The organism is Bacteroides sp. Marseille-P3684, assembly GCF_900291465.1.
Taxonomy (GTDB): domain Bacteria; phylum Bacteroidota; class Bacteroidia; order Bacteroidales; family Bacteroidaceae; genus Phocaeicola_A.
The window spans coordinates 895,897-918,051 of the sequence record NZ_LT985808.1 but is presented as its reverse complement, the minus strand read 5'-3'; the positions used below and the strand labels follow the sequence as shown (position 1 = coordinate 918,051).

Sequence of the window (22,155 nt, the reverse complement as noted above, 5' to 3'; positions counted from 1 at the left end):
TGGTCAGGCGTGGCGGATGCCGAAAAAGTCCTGGAAGCGGCGTTTGATGCGCCGGTGCTCCTCGAAGCGTTCCAGCTGGCGGATGACCTTGTGGACACACTCGTCGGCATCCCAACCACGGCGACGGGCGTAGAGGGAGATGATGTAGACGAGCACCTCGCGCTTGTGGGTGAGCCGTTTCAGGTTGTCCAGACATTCGTCGGGGGTGGGCCGCTTGAAGATGGAGCGGTTGGTGTCGATGAGCGCGAAGCGGTAACGTCCGTCGGCATCGGCATGATAGAGGATGTTGGTCAGGTTGAGGTCGCCGTGCAGGACACCCTTCTCGTGCAGCTCCACGAGAAATCCTGCCAGTGCGTCGGCCAGCGGATGGTCGAAGTGCGGCACCGAGAGGAGGATGCTCGTCGGCGGATAGTCGCAGTTGAGCGACACGAAGAAGCCGGTGGTGAAGAGCCCGTGGCGCCTGGTCTCGATGTACGCCACCTCGTGGGGCGACTCGATGCCCTTGTCGCGCAGCAGGGCGGCGAACTTATAGGCACGCTCGGTCTTCGTGCTCTTGAAGTAGGTGTAGATGATGCGCTGGAAGAAGTTGGGGTGCTTGTATTTCTTGACGACGAGCGACTGTCCGTCCACCCGGTAGCGTTTGACGACGTTACGTCCCTGATACAACAGTTCGCCACTCTGGTCGAAAGTGGCAGGCAGTTGCCGGATGAAGTCGCTGTAGCGGCGGTAGTCGGGATGGACGATAAGTTTCATGTCAGTCTTTCTTTGATTCGATTAGTTGCTTGATTCGTTCTACAAGGGTTTCGGGACGAAGCAGCGTCAGGCACGCATAGTCGTCGCGCAGACAGGGACGGTTCCCGTAGATGGAGCAGGGACGGCAGTTCAGGTCGAGCTGCACGGCGCGGTCTTCCGTCTGCCCCCAGCCCATGAAGCCGGCGTACGGGTGTGTCGCGCCCCACACCGAGAGCACCGGAGTGCCCACGAGCGATGCCAGGTGCATGTTCGCCGAGTCCATCGACACCATGACGTCGAGATGGCTCATCACCACCAGCTCACTGTCCATCCGCAGCTTCCCTGCCAACGAACGGACGCCCTCATGCCGTTGCTCCCACTGTTCGAGCAGCGCACGTTCCGATGCGCCTGCCCCGAAGAGGAACACACGGCATCCGGCAGCGGCAAGTGCAGCCACCACCTGCTCCATCAGTTCCAGCGGATAGACCTTCCCGCGGTGGGCGGCAAACGGAGCGATGCCCACCCAGGTGTCCGTCCCCTTCTCTCCCGTCACGCCGACGACCGTGCGCAGGTCTCCCCCGGCATCGCCGAAGAGGGAGGAGAAGCGGGGTGTCACGTCCAGCCCCAATCGGCGCAGCACGTCGGCATACCGTTCGAAGGACGACTTCAGTGGGACGAGCTTCTTCTCCACCGCGTCGGTCAGCGCCTTCTTCTCGCGCCGTCCCTTGTCGATGTGAGCGGTCCGTATGCCCGCCAGGCGGAAGCGCATCCGCAGGTACTTGCTGCGGAGCACGTCGTGCAGGTCCGCCACGGCATCGATGCCCAGCGGACGCAGCTCGGCAAAGAGGCGGTTCAGTCCGCCGATGCCCTTGTGCCGTCCCTTCAGGTCAGCCCCGACGAAACTGACATTCGCAGGCATCCGCTCAAACAGCGGACGCACGAACTCCCGGCTCAGCACAGTGATGCGCAGCTCCGGATGTTGACAGGCGCAGGCGTGGATGACCGGGATGGTCATTGCCACATCGCCCAGCGCCGAGAAGCGTATGACGAGCAGATGTTTCACGTTTAGTCGGGTGTTATGGGATGATTGGTCTGTGTTCGATGGGGCGAAGGCTCACTTCTTGCCGTAGAGCACCGGGTTGAGTTCGGGGTCATTGTACATCTTCATCTGCTTGTAGACTTTCATGTACTTGCGACCCGCCTCGATGTCGGCAATCAGCTGGTCGATGGCTGTCGACAGGTCCTTCTGCTGTTCCAGGAGGACTGCCAGCTTGCGGGCGCACTGCTCGTGGTGCTCGGCAGACACGTCGGTGCGTTCCGTCTCCTGACGCATGTGGTATATCTTCAGCGCGAGAATCGACAGGCGGTCGATTGCCCACGCCGGACTTTCGGTGTTGATGGTGGCATCCGGCAGCGGCTTCACATCCTTGTATTTGTCCAGGAAATAGCTGTCGATCAGCTCCACGAGGTCCGTGCGGTCCTGGTTGCTCTTGTCGATGCGGCGCTTCAGCACCAAGGCGGCTGCCGGGTCGATATTCGGGTCGCGGATGATGTCCTCGAAGTGCCATTGGACAGTGTCTATCCAGTTTTTGAGATAGAGATAGTACTCGATCGTCTTCAACGCATAAGGGTTGTTGATAGGCGTATCCACATTGTCGGTTTTGTGGTAATCATCGATGGATTGCACAAATATCGGGTTGCAAAGTTCTGTGAATGTCATAACCGTTCTATGCTTATGGTGTTACAATCGACAAAAATAGGCATTCTTGCCGAACTGACAATACGAACGATATTCAAAAGTGCAAGAAAGCGGCTAACTTTGCACCGACTAATGACAATTTTCCATGAAAGTAATCGTTGATAAGAAAATACCCTACCTGCAGGGTGTCATCGAGCGACTTGCCGATGAGGTGGTTTATGCCGAGGGGCGCGACTTCACCCCGGAGCTGGTGAGGGACGCCGACGCCCTGTTCGTCCGTACCCGTACACGCTGTGACCGTGCGTTGCTCGCAGGCAGCCGGGTGCGCTTCATTGCCACGGCGACCATCGGTTTTGACCACATCGACACGGACTTCTGCCGTGCGTCGGGCATCACGTGGACCAATGCCCCGGGTTGCAACGCGGGCGGTGTGGAGCAGTATGTCGAGGCAGCCCTCCTGCTGCTGGAACGTGAACGGGGCTTTTCCCTCCGGAGTGCCTGCCTCGGTGTCGTCGGCGTGGGTCATGTCGGCAGCCGTGTGGCGGACGTCGGTCGTCGGCTGGGCATGACGGTGCTCTGCTGCGACCCTCCACGTGCCGAAGCCGAGGGACCGGAAGGCTTCACCTCGCTGGAGGAACTCGTCAGCCGTTCGGACCTCATCACCTTCCACACGCCGCTCACTCGCGAGGGTGCTCACCCGACGTGGCATCTGGCGGACGAGGCATTCTTCCGCTCGCTCTCCCGTCCGCTTTACCTTATTAATACGTCACGCGGAGAGGTGGTCGACAATGCCGCCCTGCTGTCCGCCTTGACCGACGGACGTGTTGCCGACGCCGTCATCGACGTGTGGGAGCACGAGCCGGACATCGACCGCCGCCTGTTGCAGCAGGTCTTCATCGGCACGCCCCACATTGCCGGCTATTCAGCGGACGGCAAGGCGAACGCCACCCGCATGTCTCTCCAGGCATTCTGCCGTTTCTTCGGGCTGCCGGAGGAGTTTCACATCGAGCCGCCCGCACCTTCCGAACCGCTCATCCGTGCCACTTCCCGTACCGAAGCCCTGCTCCGCATCTACAATCCGCTCGACGACAGCCGTCGGCTGAAAGCCTCCCCCGAGAGCTTCGAGTCGCTTCGCGGCAACTATGCCTACCGACGTGAGCCGTCGGCCTACCGGATTCTTCCCATTTCTTAGCAGATTCCTTGCAAAAATCATCCGCCCTACAATATATCTACGTATCTTTAACCTCTGGGAACATGGTGGTAACAGTGCAAATGTTATATGTCATGCTGTTCTCACTATGTTCCTAATCTTTAAACCACTATTTTAATCCTTCTATCGAGCTCACGTTAATTTAGGACTGTTGTTTAATTCCGTCATTATTGAGTCATCCGGCAGACATTCCCTGTATTTTTCCGTTCGAACCCATCATTTTTTATATCATCGGCTTCATTTGGAAGCCGATTTTTTCATTTTCCGCCACAACTGAAGACAATACTCCTGTAAAGGTTCCGTTCCACATATAGAACATCAGGCAGCCTGAACAATTGCGGAGACTTCCCTCCGGACAAGCTGAGCTACATTTGCCGTGTGGATGCCGAAGAATATCTCCCCCAAAAGGGTTAGCAGACATCAGGTTATCTTCCGGGTCTGGCCATTCATATACCTGCACTGCTTCCTGTAAGCAAGGTTTGCCTTCCATCCATCCGGATGCTTCGTCCTCGGCCGGTGCTGATTCATCTTTTCACTCAACCCGCACATGATCCCATACGCCTTCTCTATCCCTTTCCACAGCAACTTCGTATCCGTCGGGTAACGCATCTCACCCTCGTAGCAGGTTGCGTCCATAAGCCGTTAGTTATTTTTATGTTGTACGAACAAAATTCGGTGGTGAGTGAGGTGTGAGTTAACAGTTCGGTAAAGATGAAGTTGGCCATAAATGTGACTAACGCTGCTCTATAGATGTATCTTTTAGCAAGCGCTTGGGTATGAACCACACATAAAAGGTTCTTAGCGAAAGCTCATTGTCGTATATTCTTGGTAAATTTGCAATAACTTTAAAATTAACGCACATGGAACTTCATAAACTCATTGGCGAAGCAACCGCTTACGACAAGAAAGAAAACGTAGAACGCAGCAAGCCCAAGAGCTGGTTGAAAAGCGTATCAGCCTTTGCCAATGGTGAAGGTGGAATGCTCATTTTCGGCATTTCAGATGACGACAAGGTGGTGGGCTTACCCAACGCCAAAGCCGACAGTGAGTTTATAAGCGAAGCGATTAAAACAAAACTTGACCCTGTCCCGGAAATTGATTTGCGCTTTGAAGAACAGGACGGAGCGAAGGTTATTGTATTGACAGTCAAGCCTGGGCAAGAAACACCATACTATTATATAGGCGACAAGCAGCGTTTGGCATACGCGCGTGTGGGTAACGAAACCGTGGTGGCTGACCGTACTCAACTAAAAGCACTGGTGTTGAGAGGTTCGGGGCGTACATATGACAGTCTGCCCTCTCCATATAAGTTTGAGAACATGGCTTTCACAAAACTAAAGTCCGTGCATTACAAGAGATTGGGCAGACCATTTGAAGATGCCGACTTTGCGTCTTGGGGCATCGTTGACGAACAAGGAAACCTCACAAATGCAGGTGCATTGATAGCTGACGAATCACCTGTAAGGCATTCTCGCATCTTCTGCACACGTTGGAACGGATTGACCATGACGAACGGTTTGGGCGAAGCCTTGGACGATGTGGAACTCGAGGGAAGTGTGATTGGGCAACTTCAAGACGCTGTGGCGTTCGTGAGGAATAACTCTCGTAAGAAGTGGTGGAAAACGCCTGACCATAGAGAGGAGCTGCCCGACTATCCCGAACGAGCCGTTACAGAAGTCATTACCAATGCCATTATCCATCGTGACTATTTACAGATAGGTAGCGAAGTACATATAGATATGTACGATGACCGTATGGAGATTTATTCGCCCGGTGGCATGATTGATGGTAAACAGATACAAGACCTTGATCCTACATCCGTATCTTCCAAAAGGCGCAACCCACTGATTGCCGACTTCTTCAGCAGATTAGGATTGATGGAACGCAGAGGTAGTGGTATGCGCAAGATAATGGATGCGTATCGCTGGTACAAGATGGTTCCGGAGCAGAGAATGCCCCAGTTTAGGTCTGACAACAACGAGTTTCACGTCTTGCTGTGGAATATCAACTACAACGTTGATGATCAAGAGGAAGATAGTGTCGAGTTCGGAATAAAGTTCGTAAAAGGACAAAGCGGATTCGGGAAAGAGTTCGTAAAAGAGGAGTTAGAACAGACAAAAGAGTTTCTTAGAGCAAGTAGGCTGATATATAAGCTCATAAGTAAAAATGCACAAGTAACCGCAAATGAGATTGCAAAACATCTCAATCTTTCAGAACGACAAGTACAAAAGTATATGAAACGACTTCAAGACCAACACAGGATTGAACGAGTTGGAGGTCGTAAGACTGGTTTTTGGCGCATTATTGATGATGAGTATGAAAGGTTTTTCGAGAGGTTGTAACGGCTCAACATCGTCAAACGTGCCGAAAGACTGGTTTTCTGCACGAAATCGAGAATCTGGTGAGAAGCCCGCAGGATTTTCTCCATTTTGTGCTTGTATCTTAATGGATTATCATGTAGGTAGCATTATCGTCTTCTGATGGTGTTAAATCTTCGCAATTATCTATAAATCACCGATTTTAATAGATGTTAACCACGCCTTTCCCGCCTTTTTTCCCGCCATCGCGCAAAAACATATTCCAATAGACGTGGCTCAACCTCCGTAAAATTTACCGACATTTACCTCTCCGAAAAGGCCATTATCCGCATCCATTAAAAGTGCTTTTTCTTTACGGTGTACGGACAGAAATCGATGGAGTATCATAGCTGCTTTAACAGTTTGTGGAGGATGGTGTCGGCCAGTACATCGAAAGGTACAAGTGGTGTTTCACATTTGTCCTAATGAGGAATGCAACCCAATGTGATGAAGTAGAAGATTTATGATGAATTTTCTACCTAATGAAAGTTAACGCAGTGAGGTCATTGTGTAATCCTCTAAAAAAAACAAGGCGGAAAAGTTGTGAGATATAACAACTTTTTTTGTAGTTTTGCAGTATGAATAAGGTTAGGAAGATTACCGCCTACGGTAGCTATTTCAACGACTTTCTGACTTCATTGACAGAGGATGTTGTGAGAAAGTTCTATTATGCCTTCTCGATACTTGAAACGCAAGAGCGCATATCCACCAAGTTCGTTAAGGCCATAAGGGACGGACTGTATGAGCTGCGCATAGAGTACAACAGCAACATCTACCGGGCTTTCTTCATCTTTGACGATGGATGTGTAGTAGTCTTGTTCAACGGCTTTCAGAAAAAGAGCCAGAAGACACCAAGTAAGGAAATTGATAAAGCACTAAGAATAAAGGAGGCATATTATGACGACAAGCAAAATAACCGATTATAGTGCCATCTTGGACGAGAAGTTTGGCAAGCGTGGCACTGCGAGCCGTGAGGAGTTTGAGGAGGAAGCTCGGGCTTTCTACGCTTCTCAGGTGTTGCTGCAAGCTCGCAAGGAAGCGAAGATCACGCAGAGCGAGTTGGCTAAACGTGTGGGTACGACGAAGTCTTACATTTCCAAGATTGAAAACGGAGTGATTGAGCCTAGAGTGGGATTGTTTTTCCGTCTTATCACAGCAATGGGAATGCGTATTGACATTACACGTCCTTTAGGTGTATAGCTAAGCCGAAACGTGCCGAAAGGCTCGTTTTCTGCACAAAATCGGGAAAATGGGGAGAAGTCCGCAGGCTTTTCTCCATTTTTCTTTTTTGTATATCAGGCAATTAACTTGCTGGCAGCATAATCGGTTTATTTTCATGTTGTTCTCACTATGTTCCTAATCTTTAAACCGCTATTTTAATCCTTCTATCGAGCTCACGTTAAGTAAGAACGACCGATACATTTATTTCCGTTAGAGTTACTTTATTTGAATTTGCAGTTACCAAAAGAATATATACTCTGTTTGACGTTCGAAATATGCGGTAGCAATGTCTTTGATAGCTTTTATTTGTGCAGACTTGATACGTTCATCCGAACGAATTTTCTCTTTTTCCATTGCGATTATATCATTATACTGCTTATCCATTTCTTTTTTTATGGAATTAAGTAACGCTTTAGCTTGTGTAGCACAGCTACTTTGTGCATCAATCATAGAAACAAGTTCTGCAGCTTCCGTATAATCATGCTTGGAATAAGCAGCTTGAGCCAATAGTAAAATCTGACTGCAATATTGTGTCTGACATTTTTTGAATATGGATGACTATAGCATTAGCGATTTCAGCGTCAGCATCAATTTTCGGTAAAGACATAAAAGGACGCATTCATGATGAACCACTCCCCCTCGTGACACATTGTCAATTCCCCTCCAGCTCTGACATTTTGTTCTGCGGAAGCCTTCCAGAATCGCATCTTTCGACCCGGGGGACGAGTCGGTGGCAAAAGAAGGCATTCTCAGGAGATTCGTGAAATACATGTTGATGCTATCAATGGGATTTTCCTTTCATCCAGGCAACATTTAGCGTACGTCCGTTTCTTTCCGCTTACATGTGTAACGGAGGTGGATGCTTTTTATCACAGCACAAATTGAAGTCCCATTCCGTCTTCCAGCGAATGAAAATCAGAACATTTTACCTTTACGTTCCAAAGATTGGACTTTCCCGGATGAAACAATATTGTTTGGGGCGTGAAACAATATTGTTTGAGGAACCAAACACAAGTGTTTGACGAGTGAAACAATATTGTTTGAGCGTTAAAATGTAAGTTTTTCGGATTGAAAATGTTTATAAACCTAAAATAGAAGAACCGTTTTAGCTCCAAGCGTTAATCGCAATTAACCATTGAATGCTAGAATGACGGAGAGTCGCAAAAAACAGGTTAGAGAAAACCTGCTATTTACGACTCTCCGTCAAGCAAAAACGAAGGAAAGGCAGCAAAACGTCAGTCCGCTTCCAGACCGAGAAGGATGCGCTCGATGACCTTCGGATAGTGCTCATACTCCAGGGCATGTACCTTCTGTGCCACCTGCTCGGGGGTATCGTCCGGCTCCACGGGACACGTTGCCTGGAAGAGGGTCGTCCCCTCGTCGTAGTGCTCATCTATATAATGTATAGTGATGCCGCTTTCGCGCTCGCCCGCAGCAACCACCGCCTGATGTACCCGGTCGCCGTACATCCCCTTGCCTCCATACTTCGGCAGCAAGGCGGGATGGATGTTGACAATCCGCTGCGGATAAGCCTGAAGCAACTCGTCGGGTACACGCAACAGGAATCCTGCCAACACGATGAAGTCGATGCCCCGTCCGCGCAACAACTCCACGACCTCTCCGCCCCGGGCAAACTGCTCACGCGTCAGGATACATGTCGGTACCCCCAGCCGTTCCGCCCGCTGGAGCACGAAAGCATCGGGTTTGTTTGACACCACAAGAGAGACCCTTATGGTCTTGTTTCCCTGAAAGTAGCGGATGATGTTTTCGGCGTTCGTACCCGAACCCGAAGCAAAAATGGCAATGTTTTTCTGCATATATATCCTAATTTAGTGCACAGATGCGTGAAATTTGTGCAAAGCAAGTGCAATTAATCAGTTAATTATTTGCTCATAATGATAAATCTTTCTTTCTTTGCACCGCAAAAATAAGGAAATAACAACAAAGTATTAATTTAAATCGTAAAATTATGTCTGAAATCGCATCAAGAGTAAAAGCAATTATCGTTGATAAATTGGGCGTTGAAGAATCGGAAGTAACTAACGAAGCTAGCTTCACAAACGACCTTGGAGCCGATTCATTGGACACAGTAGAATTGATCATGGAATTCGAAAAGGAATTCGGTATCTCAATTCCTGATGACCAAGCAGAAAAGATTACTACCGTAGGTGACGCCGTTTCTTACATCGAAGCTAACGCGAAGTAATTTTATGGAATTAAAAAGAGTAGTAGTAACAGGTCTTGGCGCACTGACTCCCGTAGGTAACACCGCTCCCGAAACATGGGAGAACCTGGTGAACGGAGTGAGTGGGGCAGGACCTATTACTCATTTCGACGCATCACTCTTCAAGACCCAGTTTGCGTGTGAAGTGAAAAACTTTAACCCGAACGATTTCATCGACCGGAAGGAAGCACGCAAGATGGACCTTTACACCCAGTATGCCATCGTGGCCGCCAAGGAGGCCGTGACGGATTCAGGGCTTGATGTGGAGAAAGAAGACTTGAACCGTATCGGTGTGATTTTCGGTGTCGGCATCGGTGGCATGCACACCTTTGAGGAAGAGACCGGAAACTATGCACTTCATAAAGACCAGGGACCCAAGTACAACCCCTTCTTCATCCCGAAGATGATTGCCGACATCTGTGCCGGACAGATCTCCATCATGTACGGATTCCACGGTCCCAACTACGTGACCTCTTCAGCTTGCGCCTCCTCGACCAACGCACTGGCTGACGCCTTCAACCTGATCCGTCTGGGCAAGGCGAACGTCATCGTTTCCGGTGGTGCCGAAGCTGCCATCTTCCCGTGCGGCGTGGGTGGTTTCAATGCCATGCATGCCCTCTCGACCCGCAACGATGACCCGCAGGGTGCCAGCCGTCCGTTCAGCGCAAGCCGTGACGGATTCGTGATGGGCGAAGGTGCCGGCTGTCTGATTCTCGAAGAACTGGAACATGCCAAGGCACGCGGAGCCAAAATCTATGCCGAGGTTGCCGGCGTGGGCATGAGTGCCGACGCACACCACCTGACTGCATCCCACCCCGAAGGACTGGGCGCGAAGCTGGTGATGATGAACGCACTCGAGGATGCAGAGATGAAACCTGAAGACATCGACTACATCAACGTACACGGCACATCGACCCCCGTGGGCGACATCTCTGAGGTGAAAGCCATCAAGGCACTCTTCGGCGAACATGCCTACAAGCTGAACATCAGTTCGACCAAGTCCATGACCGGACACCTCCTCGGAGCTGCCGGAGCCGTCGAAGCACTTGCCAGCGTATTGGCTGTGAAGAACGACATTGTTCCTCCGACCATCAACCACACCGAGGGTGACAACGACGAGGAGATCGACTACAACCTGAACTTCACGTTCAACAAGGCTCAGAAACGTACGGTCAATGCCGCCCTGTCGAACACATTCGGCTTCGGCGGACACAATGCATGTATAATCGTTAAGAAATACGCCGAATAAGAAGCTATCAGTGTTTCAGAGAATTACTATATTACATAGAATAAGGCTCCTTTTCTCCAAGGAAAGGGAGTCTTATTTTGCTTTGTACCGCATCCTGGGCTTCTATCCGCGCACGATCAGCTACTACAAGGAGGCACTGCTCCACAAGTCATCGACCGTCCGCAGCGCCAAGGGCTACAAGCTCAACAACGAACGCCTGGAGTTCCTGGGCGACGCCATCCTCGATGCCATCGTCGCAGACGTCGTCTACAAGCACTTCGAAGGCAAACGCGAGGGCTTCCTGACCAACACGCGCTCGAAAATCGTACAGCGGGAGACGCTCAACAAGATTGCCGTGGAAATCGGGCTGGACAAGCTCATCACCTACTCCACCCACTCCAGCAACCACAACAGCTACATGTGTGGCAACGCCTTCGAGGCACTCATCGGCGCCATCTACCTCGACCGGGGCTATGACGCCTGCATGCGCTTCATGCAGGAACGCATCCTCCACAAGCTCATCAACATCGACAAGGTCGCCTACAAGGAGGTCAACTTCAAGTCGAAACTCATCGAGTGGTCGCAGAAGAACAAGGTCGAGCTGGAGTTCCGTCTGGTGGAACAGACGCAGGATGTGAGCAGCCCCGTCTTCCAGTCGGATGTCCTGCTGGAAGGCATCGTCGGCGGAAGCGGCACCGGATACTCGAAGAAAGAGAGCCAGCAGGCAGCTGCCAAGCAGGCACTCGGACGACTGAAGAAGGACTCCGAGTTCATCGACGCGGTCTTTGCTGCCAAGAAGGCACGCAGCGTCACCGTCGAAGTGTCCGACACGGCAGCCGTCATCCTCAACGAAGACCCTGTGACCGTCTATACCGAAGACCCTGCAGAAGAGGAGGAGACGCATGACAGCACCTCCGACGACAAGCTCGCCCCCATCTCCCGTCCGAGTCTCGACGAGGTGGAACGCATCATTGCCGAAGCTGAAGAGCAAGCGTTCCGCGAAGCCAGAAGCTGACAAAACCCATCCACTAACCCCAAACACCCCTTGCAGCCATGAAAGTAACCGCCGTCATCGTGACATTCAACCGCCTCGTACTGTTGCAGAAAACCCTCGACTACGTCCGCATGACTCCCCTCGTGACCCACATCATCGTGGTCAACAACGGGAGCACCGACGGCACTACCGAATGGCTCGACACGCAGGCCGACCTGGAGGTCATCCACCAGGACAACGTCGGCGGCTCGGGCGGGTTCTACACCGGCATGAAGGCTGCCTACGAGGGCGGCAGCGACTGGATATGGTGCATGGACGACGACGTCTGTCCCCGGCCGGACTGCCTGAACTTCCTCATCGATGCCGACATGCACGGCGTCGGTATCCTCTGCCCGCGACGCATCATGGGAGAGGAGGTGTTCGTCACCGAATGCAGGTACCTCAACCTGATAGACCCGTTCTCATCGCTCCATCTGGACAAGGTCGAGCCCTACATCTGCCACCTGGTCTCCATCCAGGGCATGGTGTTCGAGGGTCCGCTCATCAAGCGGTCGACCATCGAACGCATCGGCTATCCCAACAAGGACCTCTTCATCTTCTACGACGACACCGACTATGCCTACCGGGCCGTGCTGGCGGGACTCCAGGTGCTCTACGTCCCCAACGCGCTCATGTACAAGGAACGCTTCTACAACAACGACACCTGGGCGGAAAGGCAACGCAAGAAGAAGTGGAAACGGTTCTACCAGGTGCGCAACGGAGCCTACTTCAACCACCACTACGGCAAGAACTTCCTCATCCGCTACCTCCGCCCCCTGCAGGAGACCCTCGGATACATCTTCCTCGCCTTCTTCACCGCCCCCTTCACAAAGGCCTACAGCTGGCGTGACATCCCCCGCTTCTGGCGGATGTACCTCGACGGCATCCACGAACGGCTGGGGAAACTATAACCTGCTTTTTTCTTAAAGAATCCATACAACGTTTCAAATAATATGCATATCTTTGGACAGGCTTCGACGATATGCAGCGTACAGTGTCGCACTATCGCTTCACTGAAAGCCCCTGTGAGAGAGAGCCATCATTCCTTTAGAGAGAACACAATTTAAAAACTTTACATTATGGACACTTTAGAAAACGGGCAACAATCCGCACAACAGCCCGTACAACAGACCGTGATTGTGCAACAAGAACCGCAAAGAAAGTCGAACGGCATCGGTACAGCAGGCTTTGTCCTGTCGCTTGTGGCATTGTTCCTGTGCTGGATTCCTGTGCTTGACTGGATTCTCTGGCTGCTGGGCCTCATCTTCTCTGCCATCGGCGTATTCCGTGTACCACGCGGACTGGCCATTGCCGGTCTGTGCATCAGCTTGCTGGGACTCATCATCCTCATCGCACTCGTCGGCTCACTGGTTGCACTTATAGCGGCATCCTGAGTCATTCTTCCTCCTCCATTCCAGGCAAGTCGGTCTGCACACTGGTCTTACCGGCTTGCCTGACATTCATTCACATTTAACACCCACATTTACCATGAGACGTATCCTTACACTGTTCATGCTGCTTTCCCTGTCGCTCTCGTTCGCATTCGCACAAGGAAAGCCTTTCAAAGGTTTCTGGGAAAAAGACACAACGGACGAATACCACGCCCTGTACATTGACCTCTACGGGAAGTCATTGAAGACCCCGGACAAGTCCGCCGCTTCCTACGGCTATCTGCAAAGTGAGAATGAATTCTATTCGGACATCTGGGTAATCACCCAAGTCCTGTCCCTGCAAGGGAACAACGCAAAGGTCAAGATGTTCAGCTGGCGCTACGGTTCCCCCAACGATCAGGTGGAAGCAACCCTGACATACAACCCCGCAACCAAAGTGATGAACTACCTGCGCGGAGACTTCCCAATCACATTCCAACCGACCCCTCCCATCAACTCACTGGTCCTGATGAAGACCTACAGGAACCGCGATATCAAGCACGGGCTGCTATTCCTCTCCTTTGAGAAACGGAACGGGTGGGTGTTCATCAACGAAGAAAGCTCCTCTGTCTATGAAGACGGGCGCATAAGCCATATCGGCAACACGGTGTATGCCGGCAAGATTAAAGGGAACCGGATTGTATGTACCTACAAGCTCAACTGCTTCCTCCCCGATTTGAGCAGCATCCAACTCTCCGAGATGGAAAAGACCGCTCCCTGCATCCTCACCTACAGTCCCGCGAGCAAGACCTTCGTGATGAACGGCGTGGTCTTCGAGGTAGACAACCAATTCCCTACCGACTTATAACCTGCTTTTATCACAGATAAACCTTTCGAAGACGGAACTTCCAACGGCATTGCGTACCTTTGCGTCATCAATCAAAACGCAAAGGTACTATGCTGTATAAATCCATCCTCCGTCCGCTCCTCTTCTCCCTGGAACCGGAGCGTGCCCACCGACTCACCTTCTCCCTGCTCAAGCTCACCAACTACATTCCTCTCCTGCGCCCTTACCTGCGCAGCCAGTACCGGTACGAGGAAGAGGACATCCTCTGCAAAGGCATCCTCACCCGGAACCGCATCGGGCTTTCCGCCGGGATGGACAAGGGGGCGGAAGTCTTCAACGAACTGGCAGACTACGGCTTCGGCTTCATCGAGGTGGGAACCGTGACGCCCGACCCCTGCCCCGGCAATCCGGCACCACGCATCTTCCGTCTGCCGAAGGACGAATCGTTCATCTCGCGCACGGGCTTCAACAACCCTGGGCTGGCGGTCGTCAAGCAACGCCTCAGCCACAAGACCGGACGGGTGACCGTCGGTGTCAACATCAACAAGAACCCCGCGTCGGAGGGCCGTCAGGCTGTGGACGACTTCCTCCTGCTCTTCACCGAGCTGAACGCCGTCGCCGACTACTTCACCCTCAACTGGGGCTCCATCGATGCCGCACTCATGGAGGAGGTTCTTGCCGCACTGACCGGGAAGCGTGCCACGATGCGCATGCGGCGTCCCATCCTCCTGAAGCTCCCCGGCGACATCACGGCCGAGGGCATGGACACCGTCCTCTCCCTCATCAGCCGCTACGGGCTCGACGGCGTCATTGCCACCGGACCCACCATGGACCGTTCCCAGCTCCGCCGCTACACGGAAGCCGAGCTGAAAGCTCTCGGAGCCGGCGGAGTCAGCGGCAAAGGCATGGGCATGAAGTCCTTTTTTGCCGTCGACTACCTGCGCAAGCACGGCGGTCCCGACCTCTTCATCATCGGGGCAGGCGGCATCATGACTCCCGGCGACGCCGAACGGATGTTCCGCATGGGTGCCGACTACGTACAGATATACTCCGCCTTCATCTACGAGGGACCGGGCATCGTCGCCCGGATGGTCATCCGCTCGGCGGAGATGGACGAATGAACAGTCACACCGACAGCCCAATCGAGTAGGAGGAAAACGACGTAGTTTTCTTCCTACTTTCGTTTTCCGTCCTCTCACACCACCGTACATGCGGTTCCGCATACGGCGGTTCCTATTTTGGGTACCATTCGAGATATTCACCCATTAAAGTAGCATACCCTGCTTTGCGCAAGTTCTCATTTGTGATTGCTCTGTGCATTATGTGGCTGTCTGCTATGCGCCAGCAGCCCTTGCGAGTATTACCCCATTCATATGCCTTGTACTTATCGATACCGCATCTAATGAGGTTTGCCACTTTTGTCTTGACTTTCTTCCATGCTTTCCATATACACATACGTATTCTACGCCTTAACCATTCGTCAGTGGTAAGTAGAAGACGTTTCATATTGGCAAGATGATAATAGCCGACCCATCCTCTTATGTATTCTTTGAGCTTTTGCTTTCTCTTGGAATATCCCCATCCATTGCTGCGACTTGTCAGTTCTTTTAGTCTTGACTTCATCTTGGCTTTGGATGTCGGGTGTACCGTAAGTTGGCATTTACCTTTCATTACATTAAAGGAATAGCCGAGATATTTCACTCCGCGCACATACGACACTACGGTCTTCTCCTGGTTGACTTTGAGATATAGATTGTTCTCTATAAATCGGGTTATGCTCTCCTTCACTCGCATTGCTGCCCTTCGGGACCTGCAGAATATCATCGAGTCATCCGCATAGCGCACAAAAGGGAGGCCTCTGAGTTCCAGCTCTTTGTCCAGTTCATTGAGCATAATGTTGCTCAACAAGGGACTTAGCGGACCTCCTTGGGGAGTTCCTTCCTCGCTCGCTTCAAACAAGCCTTTATTCATTACACCGCTACGGAGATACTTATGTATAAGACTGACCACTCTGCCGTCTTTTATGGTACGGCTGAGGATTTCTATGAGCTTGCTGTGGCACACCGTGTCGAAGAAGAGTTCAAGGTCAAGGTCTACAACATATACGTAGCCTTCATTGATTATCCTCTGCGCTTCACGTAGTGCGTCATGGCATCCTCTTCTCGGACGGAAGCCGTAGCTTGTCTTGGAGAATTGGTTCTCATAGATGGGAGTCAACACTTGGTTTATGGCTTGTTGCACCAATCGGTCTATCACGGTGGGGATACCTAAAAGGCGCATCTTGCCATTGTCTTTGGGGATTTCTACCCTTCTTACCGGGTTCGGACGGTAAGAGCCGTCCATCAAGGAACTAAGGAGCATTTCCCTATTGGTCAGGAGCCATGGGAGCAATTGCTCGCACGACATCTTGTCGATACCACCACATCCCTTGTTTCTCACCACTGTTTTGTAGGCTCTGTTGAGATTTGACGGACTGAGAATTTGCTCGAAAAGGTGTTCCTTGTCGAATGGTACTTCCACGATGTTGTCTTCACACATCCACATAAAGGTCTGCACTCCCCCATATCTTTCGGTTTCCGACCTATTCCTTTGAGGGCAGCCATTAAAACGTGATAATGTTTTCTGCATTCTGTCCTTCATATGGTATGTTTCAATTACTATCGTTTAATTGTTAGGTTCTGCCCTTCATGCAACTCTATCGACAGCTGCACTACTATGGCGTCTGCTGACTTCTCACGACAAGCTTTACTCCACTTCTTTCGTAAAAAAAAAAAACTATTCGAAGTGTCCGTGAGACCTCCTCGGATAAGGGCGTTGTCTTTCCATCTTATACCTACTTCATCTACACCGACCGTTCCGAATAGCTATAGGGCTTCGATTTGTTTAGCAATCTTACCCACGGTCATATGCCTTGTATGAAGTTTCTGTTCGTTAGGCCAGATGTTTGCCGACGGCTTCCTTCAGATTTCACCTCGCGATGAACACCCTTGCCTGGGGCTATGTAATTCCCGCTATTAGGGCTTACTCGGGACTTGCACCCGTTAGACAACACTCATGCCGAGCGTACTAAAGAAAGAGGATGCACCGGCACTCACACCGGCACATCCTCTTTTTTCATACGGACCGGAAGTTACTCCCAGCCCGGGTTCTGCGGCAACAGTGCCTCGTTGATTTGAATGGCAGAGAGGGGTACGGGGCGCAGGTATTTCTTGTCCAGCCAACGGCGGTTTTGCGACATGCCGTACTCCACATAGCCATGGTCGCCCTCCGACAGGCGGTAGTTCTGTCCGTCGAGCACGACGTAGTCCACTCCCTTCACCTTATCTTCGGCAGCAGGCTCCTGGTCGACGTAAGCCACATCGAACGTCCCGTCGTGGTTCAAGTCGTACGGCGTATCCTTTGCCGGGACATACATCCCCTGCCAGGTACGCTCGATGAGCTTGCCCTGCTTCCAACGCATGATGTCGTCGTAGCGCACGCCTTCGAAGGCCAGCTCGACACCGCGTTCACGACGCACCTCCAGAATCCATTTATCCTGTGTCTGATTGTCAAAATAAGCTGCTACATAGGGGTCGTAGTCGGCAGGGATGCTGCCGTCCACACCGGCACGTTCGCGGAGCGGCTTGATGGTAGCGTTCCACACGGACTGGTCGCACCGTCCCAGCTCCGCCATGGCTTCGGCATAGTTCAGCAACACCTCGGCGTAGCGGAAGATGGGGATGGAATTGTTTGCCGTCGCCTTCCCCACGTGTACATCGTCGTCAAGCGCCCACTTGATCATCATGTACCCTGTGGAGGTAATGGCGAAGTTCGGGGCGTCGGGCTGGAGCGTACCGCTGATGGTCCGCTGGTAATCGGCGCCGATGACGGTCTGGGCAAGGCGGCAGTCACGGTCGGCAAACTCCTGGTCATACGTCAGCGTGGCATAATCCGGACGGTCGGTGAAGCGGCTGCCGTCGCGCATCAGGTACATGTTCACGAACGGACGGACCAGCGACCAGTTGGCACCGTACGAACCGGAGAATATCTTCCACGTAATGTCGTGCATGCGCACGTCCGTCTGATAGGCAATCGCCCAGATGACCTCCTGCGTGTTGATTTTCTCGGACGTGAACAGTGCACGGTACTGCGTCTCCACGTCCGACGGGTTGTCGACCAGCGAGTATGGACCGTTGTCCATCAACTCCTTGGCGGCAGCGGCTGCCTCTTCCAGGAACTGGTTGGCCGTGCTCTGCAGCCCCAGTTCGTCATGGTACTTGCGGTAAGTGCCCTCAAACAGGCAGACCCGCGACTTGAAGGCCAGTGCCACCCAACGGGTGACAAGCGTGCTGCTCTCCACCTCCGTCCCGTCAGTGGAGCAATACGTCGAGGCGAACGTCAGGTCCTCCAGTACGTGTGCCATCACCGTCTCGCGGCTGTCGCGTCCTTTGTAGAGCTCCTCCGTCTCCCCGGTATCAAGCGTATGGTCATACCAGGGCACATCGCCGAAGGTGCGCACCATGTTGTAGTAGAAGTAGGCCCTCCAGAAGCGTCCCACCCCTTCATAATGGCGGTAGGTAGCCTCGTCGATTTTGCCCTCCATCTGCGGCAGGTGGTCGAGGAAGTAGTTCACCTGGCGGAGGTCATCCCAGGACCATCCGCCCTGCTGGCTGGAGTCCCAGGTGTCTCCCTTCAGGAAGGTCGTCGAGGTACGGGTGGCACAGTAGTCGGCATACTGGTCGCCTCCCCAGGCGATGTCCTCTTCCGAGGGGAGGAAAGTCTGCAGGAAGCCGTTGGTGTAGAGCTTCAGGTCGTTCTCCGTGGTCATGAAAGCCTCGGAGCCGACGGCATTCTCAGGCTGGCAGTTCAGGAAGTCCTCGCACGAGGAGCCTCCCAGTGCCAGCAGTCCCATGAGCAAGAGTGTATAGTGTCGTTTCATTTGTGTTGTCGTTAGAAGGTTACGTTAATGCCGAAGGTGTAGCTGCTCAGGAGCGGATAGCCGTATCCGTCGCCGTCGGTGTTGGCGGTAGAACGGAAGTCAGCGTCGCCCGGATTGATGACTTCGGGGTCGTACATCTTCGTGTGCTTGTAGAGCGGACTCCACGTGCAGAGGTTCTCGCCCGCCAGATAGACCTTGAGGTTCTCCAGGTGGAGCGCCTTGCAGACCTTCGGACTGAAGGTGTAGTCCACCTGCAGGTTCTTCAGACGGACGTACGCTGCGTTCTGCAGGTAGCGGTCGTTCGCCTGCCGGCCCAGTGCACGGGTCGAGCCTTGAGCCAGGTAGCCACGGTAGCGCGGCCAGTAGGCGTCAGTGTTCTGATTCTCTTCCGTCCAGACGTTGTTGCCGGTGTGCTCCTTCAGCATGTAGCTGTAGGGACGGTCGTACTGTCCCCAGAAGAAGGCGGACTCGCGGTGCGGGTACCAGTCGCGCTGACCCACGCCCTGGAAGAAGGCACTCACGCCGAAGCCGTTCCAGTTGGCTGCCAGGGTGACGCCGAACTGGTAGCGCGGGGTCGTGTTGCCGACCACCTTCAGGTCGCCGTGGTCGTCGAGCGTGTTCTTCCCGTTGTCCACGGCGCCGCTGCCGTCGAGGTCGGCGAACTTCAGGTCACCGGGCTTCAGGATGTTGTCGTCGGAGACGACGAGGTAGGACTGGTCGGCATGTGCGTCGATCTCAGCCTGGTCCTTGAAGAGTCCCTCGATGTGGTACCCCCAGATGGTGCCTATTTCCTGCCCCTCGTAGTAGGTCGAGAGCGATTTGGTCGGGTTGTAGAACTTCGTCACCCACGTGCGGTTGTCCCACACCATCGCCTTGATGCTGTAGTTGAACGGCTTGTCGCCCAGGGTGAAGCGGTCGCGCCACTCCACGGAGAGCTCCCATCCACGGGTCTTCATCTCGGCGTTGTTGCCCTTCGGAGTCGAGGCACCCAGCACGGCGGGCAGCGTCGGGCCGACGGTGTACATGTCGGTGGTATAACGCTGGTAGTAGTCGAAGGTGGCGCTGAGGCGGTTGTTGAGCAGGGCGAAGTCGAGGCCCACGTCGTAAGTCGTCGCGCGTTCCCACGTCAGACTGCTGGGCACGATGCCCGGTGTGGTGGCATAACCCTGCAGACCACCGTCAAGAATCACCGACGTCCGCTTGATGGGGACGGTGGAGAGGTAGAGATACGGGTCCACACTCCCGTTACCCAAGCTGCCGATGGAAGCGCGCAGCTTCAGGTTGTCAAGCCAGGTGCGGGCGGGAGCCATGAACGGCTCTTCCGAGATGCGCCAGCCCACCGACCCTGAAGGGAAGAAGCCCCACTGCTGGTTGGAGGGGAACTTCGACGAGCCGTCGTAGCGTCCGCTGAACTCGGCGAGGTAACGGTTCCTGTAGTTGTAGTTCACGCGGTAGAGGAAGCCCACGTACGCCCACTCATAGCCGCTCTGGTTCTCCGTATAGTAGTCGCCGTCCATGAGGGCAAAGCTGGGCTTCGTCGGGTACAGCAACCCACGGCGGTAGGTGGTAATGGTCTCGTAGGACTGGGTCTCCAGGTTCCAGCCGAGCAGCACGTTGAGGTAATGGTCGGGATTGGCGAACTGCGGCTCATAGTTACCCGTGATGTTGCTGGAGATATACTCCTTGTCATAGTCTACATTCTCCAGGGAGCTGTACGTGTTGCGCTCCTTCACGATTTCCGGACCGGTGTAGTACTCATACTGGTTCTCGGCGCGTCGGCGGTCGGAAAGGCTCTTCGCGTAGGTGAAATCGCCCTTGAACGTCAGCTGGTCCAGGATGGGCTCCCACGTCAGGGTGCTGGTGTTGCGGAAGTCTATCTTGCCGTTCTTCTGCCACGAAGTCCCCTCGACGAAGCCTGCCCAGCCGATGTAGACAGCCGCCTCGGTCCAGGTCCCGTCAGGGTTCTTCTCCATCGTCACGGGGTAGCCCTGGTGCTGTATCTGCCGGGCGATGTTCTGCCGGTCGTACATCACCATCGGCTGGTGTGACTTGAAGTGGGTGAACTTCGTGCTGTTCTCCAGCGTGAGGTTCCGGTTAATCCGGATTTCGCCACGCGAGTTGAGGTTGTACTGTGTGTACCTTTCCCCACCGGCGCTGTATATGCCGTCCTGGTTGAAGTAGCGCCCCGAGACGTAATACTTCGCCCTGTCGCTGCCACCGCTCACGCTCACGTTGTGTTCGGTAGAGTAGTTGAAGTCGCGGTAGATGATATCGAGCCAGTTCGTGTTGCCGAAGTACTCGTACTCGCCGTTGTCGTTCACCCGCACCTTGTCGAGTGTCGGGTCGGCATCGCGCTTCACCAGCTCGTTGTACCAGTCGGTGGAGTACTTGAACACGTTGTTGATGCCCGCAGGGATGGAGTTCTTCCCCTCCAGGTAGGCGGTGTACCAGCCGTCGGTCCACTGCAGACCGTTCGAGACGATGCCGTCCTCCGTGCGCACCGTACGCCGGTGCAGCGACACGCTGCCGTTGTAGTTGACCCGAGCCTTGCCCGACTGGGCTTTCTTCGTCGTGATGAGCACCACGCCGAAGGCACCGCGTGCGCCGTAGATGGCTGCCGACGAGGCGTCCTTGAGCACCGACACACTCTCCACGTCAGAGGGGCTCACCGAGTTCAGGTCGCCCTCCACCCCGTCGATGAGGATGAGCGCGCTTCCGCCCGCCCCGATGCTGCCCGTACCACGGATGTTGATGGAGGGGTTGCGCGACGGCTTGCCGTCGGAGAACGTCACGTTCAGTCCCGGCATCAGGCCCTGCAGCGAGCGGGACACGTTGCTGTTGGCACGCTCCGCTATCTGCTTGCTGTCGATTTGCTCCACGGCGCCCACCAGGTTCGCCTTCTTCGCCGTTCCGTAACCCACGACGACGACCTCGTCGAGCAGCTGGTCGTCCTCCTTCAGGACGATTTGCATCTGCTGTCCGTCCGACACTTCGATTTCCTGGTTGGAGTAGCCGATGTAGCTCAGCACAAGCGTCTTCCCCTGTTCCACATTGAGTATGAAGCGGCCGTTGATGTCCGTCACTACCCCCTTGTTCTCGCCCTTGACGCGTACGGCAACGCCTGTGAGCGGTTGACCCTGGGCGTCCACCACCGTCCCCTCGAACGGGACGACGGCAGCCCATGCCGTGGCAGCCGAGCAGGCCACCAGCAGGCTCACGAGGCTGCGTCTGCAGCGCAGCAAAGGCCTGCCTGTTATCCTTGTCTGTCTTGTTTCCATAAGTGCATGTTCAGATTAGTTGACGAGTTTCCCCTCCG

The 22,155-nt window shown here is 53.7% G+C and carries 20 protein-coding genes; 11 read left to right on the top strand and 9 right to left on the bottom strand.

Features of this window, described 5'->3' with window-relative positions; all coding sequences use genetic code 11:
• Positions 1-3 precede the first annotated feature (3 nt).
• The 3 genes from C8275_RS03555 to C8275_RS03545 are packed head-to-tail and all read right to left on the bottom strand — an operon-like array spanning position 4 to position 2,452.
• Positions 4-753: a lipopolysaccharide kinase InaA family protein gene (locus C8275_RS03555; RefSeq protein ID WP_106484122.1), complete on the bottom strand. Its 750-nt coding sequence runs from the start codon at positions 751-753 to the stop codon at positions 4-6.
• 1 nt (position 754) lies between these two features.
• Complete coding sequence (locus C8275_RS03550; RefSeq protein ID WP_106484121.1) at positions 755-1,795, bottom strand: glycosyltransferase family 9 protein; 1,041 nt, start codon at positions 1,793-1,795, stop codon at positions 755-757.
• A gap of 51 nt (positions 1,796-1,846) precedes the next feature.
• Entirely contained in the window at positions 1,847-2,452 is a 606-nt protein-coding gene (locus C8275_RS03545) for a DUF4254 domain-containing protein (RefSeq protein WP_022384839.1), read from the bottom strand.
• Between the two features lie 124 nt (positions 2,453-2,576).
• On the opposite strand from C8275_RS03545, the gene pdxB reads away from it, so the two are divergent.
• Entirely contained in the window at positions 2,577-3,623 is a 1,047-nt protein-coding gene (gene pdxB / locus C8275_RS03540; RefSeq protein ID WP_106484120.1) for a 4-phosphoerythronate dehydrogenase PdxB, read from the top strand.
• Between the two features lie 241 nt (positions 3,624-3,864).
• Here the strand turns inward: pdxB and C8275_RS14595 are convergent, their stop codons facing one another.
• Complete coding sequence (locus C8275_RS14595; protein ID WP_157948155.1) at positions 3,865-4,131, bottom strand: hypothetical protein; 267 nt, start codon at positions 4,129-4,131, stop codon at positions 3,865-3,867.
• A gap of 370 nt (positions 4,132-4,501) precedes the next feature.
• Here C8275_RS14595 and C8275_RS03530 point away from each other — a divergent pair, with 370 nt between their 5' ends.
• The 3 genes from C8275_RS03530 to C8275_RS03520 all read left to right on the top strand — a co-directional run bounded on the left by C8275_RS03530 (position 4,502) and on the right by C8275_RS03520 (position 7,198).
• A complete protein-coding gene (locus tag C8275_RS03530) occupies positions 4,502-5,983 on the top strand; it encodes an ATP-binding protein (protein ID WP_106625713.1) in 1,482 nt (493 codons plus the stop codon).
• Positions 5,984-6,576: 593 nt separating this feature from the next.
• Positions 6,577-6,924: a type II toxin-antitoxin system RelE/ParE family toxin gene (locus C8275_RS03525; protein WP_106484119.1), complete on the top strand. Its 348-nt coding sequence runs from the start codon at positions 6,577-6,579 to the stop codon at positions 6,922-6,924.
• Positions 6,896-7,198, top strand: a complete 303-nt coding sequence (locus C8275_RS03520) for a helix-turn-helix domain-containing protein (RefSeq protein ID WP_106484118.1) — start codon at positions 6,896-6,898, stop codon at positions 7,196-7,198. The genes C8275_RS03525 and C8275_RS03520 overlap by 29 nt, the downstream gene beginning before the upstream one ends.
• Positions 7,199-7,456: 258 nt before the next feature.
• Here the strand turns inward: C8275_RS03520 and C8275_RS03515 are convergent, their stop codons facing one another.
• Complete coding sequence (locus C8275_RS03515; protein ID WP_157948154.1) at positions 7,457-7,669, bottom strand: hypothetical protein; 213 nt, start codon at positions 7,667-7,669, stop codon at positions 7,457-7,459.
• Positions 7,670-8,454: 785 nt separating this feature from the next.
• Positions 8,455-9,036 (bottom strand): phosphoribosylglycinamide formyltransferase, encoded by a 582-nt coding sequence (purN, locus tag C8275_RS03510; RefSeq protein ID WP_106484116.1) that lies wholly within the window; start codon positions 9,034-9,036, stop codon positions 8,455-8,457.
• 152 nt (positions 9,037-9,188) lie between these two features.
• Here purN and C8275_RS03505 point away from each other — a divergent pair, with 152 nt between their 5' ends.
• From C8275_RS03505 to C8275_RS03475, 7 genes are all read left to right on the top strand, one after another.
• Positions 9,189-9,425 carry an acyl carrier protein gene (locus C8275_RS03505; RefSeq protein ID WP_022384766.1) on the top strand — a complete coding sequence of 79 codons (237 nt, stop codon included), beginning with the start codon at positions 9,189-9,191 and terminating at the stop codon, positions 9,423-9,425.
• A gap of 4 nt (positions 9,426-9,429) precedes the next feature.
• The gene (gene fabF / locus C8275_RS03500) at positions 9,430-10,692 is read left to right on the top strand and encodes a beta-ketoacyl-ACP synthase II (RefSeq protein ID WP_022384765.1); all 1,263 of its coding nucleotides are present in this window, start codon (positions 9,430-9,432) and stop codon (positions 10,690-10,692) included.
• Between the two features lie 10 nt (positions 10,693-10,702).
• Positions 10,703-11,686, top strand: a complete 984-nt coding sequence (rnc, locus tag C8275_RS03495; protein WP_022384764.1) for a ribonuclease III — start codon at positions 10,703-10,705, stop codon at positions 11,684-11,686.
• 38 nt (positions 11,687-11,724) lie between these two features.
• Positions 11,725-12,615 carry a glycosyltransferase gene (locus tag C8275_RS03490; RefSeq protein ID WP_022384763.1) on the top strand — a complete coding sequence of 297 codons (891 nt, stop codon included), beginning with the start codon at positions 11,725-11,727 and terminating at the stop codon, positions 12,613-12,615.
• Positions 12,616-12,783: 168 nt separating this feature from the next.
• A complete protein-coding gene (locus C8275_RS03485) occupies positions 12,784-13,098 on the top strand; it encodes a hypothetical protein (RefSeq protein ID WP_106484115.1) in 315 nt (104 codons plus the stop codon).
• 94 nt (positions 13,099-13,192) lie between these two features.
• Positions 13,193-13,942: a hypothetical protein gene (locus C8275_RS03480; protein WP_106484114.1), complete on the top strand. Its 750-nt coding sequence runs from the start codon at positions 13,193-13,195 to the stop codon at positions 13,940-13,942.
• A 92-nt stretch (positions 13,943-14,034) separates the two neighbouring features.
• A complete protein-coding gene (locus C8275_RS03475; RefSeq protein ID WP_106625711.1) occupies positions 14,035-15,042 on the top strand; it encodes a quinone-dependent dihydroorotate dehydrogenase in 1,008 nt (335 codons plus the stop codon).
• 112 nt (positions 15,043-15,154) lie between these two features.
• Here C8275_RS03475 and ltrA read toward each other — a convergent pair whose 3' ends face one another.
• The 3 genes from ltrA to C8275_RS03455 all read right to left on the bottom strand — a co-directional run bounded on the left by ltrA (position 15,155) and on the right by C8275_RS03455 (position 22,081).
• Positions 15,155-16,561 (bottom strand): group II intron reverse transcriptase/maturase, encoded by a 1,407-nt coding sequence (gene ltrA / locus C8275_RS03465; RefSeq protein ID WP_106484112.1) that lies wholly within the window; start codon positions 16,559-16,561, stop codon positions 15,155-15,157.
• Between the two features lie 490 nt (positions 16,562-17,051).
• Positions 17,052-18,839, bottom strand: a complete 1,788-nt coding sequence (locus C8275_RS03460; RefSeq protein WP_106484111.1) for a RagB/SusD family nutrient uptake outer membrane protein — start codon at positions 18,837-18,839, stop codon at positions 17,052-17,054.
• Between the two features lie 11 nt (positions 18,840-18,850).
• Positions 18,851-22,081, bottom strand: a complete 3,231-nt coding sequence (locus C8275_RS03455; RefSeq protein ID WP_234395694.1) for a TonB-dependent receptor — start codon at positions 22,079-22,081, stop codon at positions 18,851-18,853.
• Positions 22,082-22,155 lie beyond the last annotated feature (74 nt).

What these genes read in the sequence shown, in the direction of transcription:
- C8275_RS03555 (WP_106484122.1), bottom strand. Translation starts at nt 753, where the DNA reads ATGAAACTTATCGTCCATCCCGACTACCGCCGCTACAGCGACTTCATC.
- C8275_RS03545 (WP_022384839.1), bottom strand. Translation starts at nt 2,452, where the DNA reads ATGACATTCACAGAACTTTGCAACCCGATATTTGTGCAATCCATCGAT.
- pdxB (WP_106484120.1), top strand. Translation starts at nt 2,577, where the DNA reads ATGAAAGTAATCGTTGATAAGAAAATACCCTACCTGCAGGGTGTCATC.
- C8275_RS14595 (WP_157948155.1), bottom strand. Translation starts at nt 4,131, where the DNA reads ATGGAAGGCAAACCTTGCTTACAGGAAGCAGTGCAGGTATATGAATGG.
- C8275_RS03530 (WP_106625713.1), top strand. Translation starts at nt 4,502, where the DNA reads ATGGAACTTCATAAACTCATTGGCGAAGCAACCGCTTACGACAAGAAA.
- C8275_RS03525 (WP_106484119.1), top strand. Translation starts at nt 6,577, where the DNA reads ATGAATAAGGTTAGGAAGATTACCGCCTACGGTAGCTATTTCAACGAC.
- C8275_RS03520 (WP_106484118.1), top strand. Translation starts at nt 6,896, where the DNA reads ATGACGACAAGCAAAATAACCGATTATAGTGCCATCTTGGACGAGAAG.
- C8275_RS03515 (WP_157948154.1), bottom strand. Translation starts at nt 7,669, where the DNA reads ATGATTGATGCACAAAGTAGCTGTGCTACACAAGCTAAAGCGTTACTT.
- purN (WP_106484116.1), bottom strand. Translation starts at nt 9,036, where the DNA reads ATGCAGAAAAACATTGCCATTTTTGCTTCGGGTTCGGGTACGAACGCC.
- C8275_RS03505 (WP_022384766.1), top strand. Translation starts at nt 9,189, where the DNA reads ATGTCTGAAATCGCATCAAGAGTAAAAGCAATTATCGTTGATAAATTG.
- fabF (WP_022384765.1), top strand. Translation starts at nt 9,430, where the DNA reads ATGGAATTAAAAAGAGTAGTAGTAACAGGTCTTGGCGCACTGACTCCC.
- C8275_RS03490 (WP_022384763.1), top strand. Translation starts at nt 11,725, where the DNA reads ATGAAAGTAACCGCCGTCATCGTGACATTCAACCGCCTCGTACTGTTG.
- C8275_RS03485 (WP_106484115.1), top strand. Translation starts at nt 12,784, where the DNA reads ATGGACACTTTAGAAAACGGGCAACAATCCGCACAACAGCCCGTACAA.
- C8275_RS03480 (WP_106484114.1), top strand. Translation starts at nt 13,193, where the DNA reads ATGAGACGTATCCTTACACTGTTCATGCTGCTTTCCCTGTCGCTCTCG.
- ltrA (WP_106484112.1), bottom strand. Translation starts at nt 16,561, where the DNA reads ATGAAGGACAGAATGCAGAAAACATTATCACGTTTTAATGGCTGCCCT.
- C8275_RS03460 (WP_106484111.1), bottom strand. Translation starts at nt 18,839, where the DNA reads ATGAAACGACACTATACACTCTTGCTCATGGGACTGCTGGCACTGGGA.